Origin of the sequence: Streptomyces sp. NPDC090741 (assembly GCF_044769045.1) — a bacterium.
GTDB lineage: Bacteria > Actinomycetota > Actinomycetes > Streptomycetales > Streptomycetaceae > Streptomyces.
Genome location: NZ_JBIVXF010000046.1, coordinates 1 through 3,215, shown reverse-complemented (window position 1 = coordinate 3,215; position 3,215 = coordinate 1). Strand labels below are relative to the sequence as shown.

3 protein-coding genes are annotated in these 3,215 nt (G+C 69.9%); 2 read left to right on the top strand and 1 reads right to left on the bottom strand.

Annotation, left to right across the window (positions count from 1 at the left end):
- Window positions 1–240 precede the first annotated feature (240 nt).
- Entirely contained in the window at window positions 241–966 is a 726-nt protein-coding gene (locus ACIQU4_RS42320) for a helix-turn-helix domain-containing protein (protein WP_403743281.1), read from the top strand.
- A 282-nt stretch (window positions 967–1,248) separates the two neighbouring features.
- A complete protein-coding gene (locus ACIQU4_RS42315) occupies window positions 1,249–2,262 on the top strand; it encodes a DUF4157 domain-containing protein (protein WP_403743278.1) in 1,014 nt (337 codons plus the stop codon).
- A gap of 36 nt (window positions 2,263–2,298) precedes the next feature.
- Here the strand turns inward: ACIQU4_RS42315 and ACIQU4_RS42310 are convergent, their stop codons facing one another.
- The gene (locus tag ACIQU4_RS42310) at window positions 2,299–3,123 is read right to left on the bottom strand and encodes an alpha/beta fold hydrolase (protein WP_403743275.1); all 825 of its coding nucleotides are present in this window, start codon (window positions 3,121–3,123) and stop codon (window positions 2,299–2,301) included.
- Window positions 3,124–3,215: the final 92 nt, after the last annotated feature.

The following is a 3,215-nucleotide window of genomic DNA, read 5'->3' as shown; positions in this document are numbered from 1 at the left end:
ACTTCTGCATGATGGTCTCCACTTGCACTCACTAGCTGTTTCCGATGAGGGAAAAGCTACGTAGCGTTTAGGAATCACGCAACGACTTCGTTGCGTAGAAATGCAATATGGGCAGGTCAGAGTCTGAATATCGTTGCAACAGATCTGGTTTTAACGCAACGTCAGCTCCTTGGTTCGTTGCATTGGACGGAAAGTGAACGCTATGCTGGAGACATCAGGGAACCGTGGAAGGAGATCGCGATGCCGGGAGGCAGGCTCACCCAGCAGGAACGCCAGCAGATCGCGCTGGGGGTGGCCGACGGGCTCGCCTACGCGGAGATCGCCAGACGCCTCGACCGCCCCACCTCGACGGTCACCCGCGAGGTCATGCGCAACGGCGGACCCACCGCCTACCGCGCCGACTTGGCCCACCGCGCCACCGAACGCCGCACCCACCGGCGCAGAAAGGCCGCGCCCCGGGGGTCGGAGACGACCGCGCAGGCCCACGGTCGCGATGCCGAGGCGGTGCGCGAGTACGAGGAGGTGTTCGCCACCGTGTTCATGCAATCGGGCCTGCCCAAGATGACGGCCCGGGTGCTGGCCGCCCTCTACACCACCGACGCCGGCAGCCTCACCGCCTCCGAACTCGCCGCGAGCCTCCAGGTCAGCCCGGCGTCCGTATCCAAGGCGATCACGTTCCTCGAAAGCCAGGGCCTCATCCGCCGGGAACGCGACGAACGCCGCCGCGAGCGCTACGTCGTCGACGACGACGTCTTGTACCAGTCGACGATGGCCAGCGCCCGCGCCACCGCCCACCTCGGCGAGGTCGCCCGGCAGGGCGTCACCGTCCTCGGCCCCGACTCTCCGGCCGCCGCCCGCCTGGAGAACATCGCCCGCTTCATCGACTTCGTCTCCGAGAGCATCGCCCGCGCCGCGGACCAGGCCCGCGAGATCCTCCACACCAAGCCCGAAACGACGCAGCCGTAGCCATCCGCTGCTCGCGCAGGGCTTTGGGAGGGCTTGCGGAGGCTTTCACCTTCGCGTTCCCGTTCGGACACCTCGATCTGCCCTTGCGTACCTGGCCCCCGGCGGCAGGCCTCGTACAGGGTGGGCCTCATGCACGCTCCCGACCGAGACCGAGACCGAGACAAGAACGCCGACACCGGGCAAGGCCGCCGTACCCGGAGCCGGGGCCCTGCCCCGGCCGGCGGCGGGAGTCCGCTCCACTCGCTGCACGGGCTGCAGGGCACCGCGGGAAACGCCGCCGTCGTGCAATTCCTGCGCCGGGCCGGACACTCGGGGGAGCAGGAACGGCACCAGCACGACGCCGGTTGCGGCCACGGGACGGAGCAGCCGCAGGTCCAGCGCTCCGCCGTCCACAACGTCCTGCGCGAGGGCGGCCGCCCCCTGGACAGCGCCACCCGTACGGACATGGAGGCGCGGCTCGGCGCCGACTTCTCCGACGTACGCATCCACACCGGCGGAGCCGCGAAGGCCTCCGCGGCCGATCTGGGCGCCCGCGCCTACACCTCGGGCAGCCACGTGGTCATCGGGGACGGCGGCGCGGACAAGCACACGCTCGCCCACGAACTGACCCACGTCATCCAGCAGCGCAAGGGGCCGGTGGCCGGTACGGACCACGGCAACGGCCTGCGGGTCAGCGATCCGTCCGACCGGTTCGAGCGCGAGGCCGAGGCGAACGCCACCCGCGCGCTGTCCGGGGGCTTGCCGGTGAGCCGTGCGGTGCAGCGGGCGGCCGGCGAGGCTCGTACCGACGGTGTGCCGCAGGTACAGCGGATGCAAACGATCAAGAAGCAGTTCAGCGCGGCGGCGAGCATCTTCGGACTGCGCCGCGACGAGGTGTCCCCCGGCGCTCCGCGCCAGACGGCCGCGAAACACATCCGGGACGAGCTCAAGGCACTCGGCCTCGAAGGAGAGGACACCGTGGGCGCGCGCGTCGCCGACGCCATCGACGGGATCAAGACGGTGGCGGGCGAACACGGAGCCCGGGACATCCACACCGTGTTCACGCAGGCCGAGCTGACAGCGCTGTACGCGATCCGCAGCGACGACCCTCGCGCGGAGGACGCACACAAGACGATCGCCTCGACCGAGCTCGCGTACTGGACGGCTCAGCACGACGCGAACCCCACCAGGGGCACGCAGATCGCGATCGGCGTGGACGTACAGACCCGCGTCGGACTGCAGAAGACCGTCGGCGGCACCACCGCGTTCATGCGCCAGTTCCAGGACGCCTTCCGCAGGGACGCGGAGAACAGGTAACGGGATCGACGGGCCCGAGGGGATGGGCGGGGGGATTCAGCGGCCGCCGCGTTCGAGGGCGGCCACCTCGCGTACGGACTCGGCGATGGCCCGGAAGTCCTTCTTCAGGATGGCGCCGTGGTTGCTGGCGACCTTCGCGCCGAGCCGGATGTTCGGGTTGCGCTCGAATATCGGGTCGAGGCCCGCGCGGATCTTCTCCTGCTCGTCACCCTTGCTCCCGAAGGAGGTTCCCGAGGCGAGGACGTACCGCACCGGGACGGTGATGCCGTCCAGTACGGGGCCCAGTTCGCGCTCGCGGGAGAGCTTGCCGAGCTCGATGTTGCTGTCCGCCTGCTCCTCGGCGGTCATCCGCGGGGTCAGGCCCGTCGGGCGCAGCAGCGGTGTGAGCCAGCCGATCCGGCGGAACAGCTTGCGGATCCGCTGCTCCATGGCGTCGTCGAGCCAGTCGTACGGGGCCGCGCCGTCGACCAGGACCGCGCCGATGGCACGGTCCGGGTTCCGGCCGGCCCAGTGCGCCCCGACGACCGCCCCGTAGGACCAGCCCACCACCAGCGCCCGGTCGACGCCCCTGGCCGCGAGCACGGCATCGACGTCCCGGACGGCGGCCTCGAAGGAGTAGTCCGCGGAACGCTTCGACTTCTTGCCGCGGGCCCGCTCGTCGTAGGTGATGTGCCGCCAGCCCGAGCCCAGTTCGTCGATGACCCGCCGCCAGTACCCCTGGGTGGCGAACTGGCCGTTGAGGTAGATCACGGGGATGCCGGGTCCGCCGGTGTCGGTGACGGCCAGAGCCGTGTCGTCGACCGGCACCATGCCGGTCCATGTCGAGGTCGCGTCGGTCGGGGAAGTGCGGTTCTTCGGCATGATGGTGGTCTTCCTTCGGGGGTTGTCGGGGTTGTCGGGGGTCAGAGGCTGCGGGCGGTGATGTCGCCGTAGGCGGTGGTCGCCCGGATGCT

Bases quoted from the DNA above. Each gene is read 5' to 3' on its own strand.
- ACIQU4_RS42320 (WP_403743281.1), top strand. From the start codon at position 241: ATGCCGGGAGGCAGGCTCACCCAGCAGGAACGCCAGCAGATCGCGCTG.
- ACIQU4_RS42310 (WP_403743275.1), bottom strand. From the start codon at position 3,123: ATGCCGAAGAACCGCACTTCCCCGACCGACGCGACCTCGACATGGACC.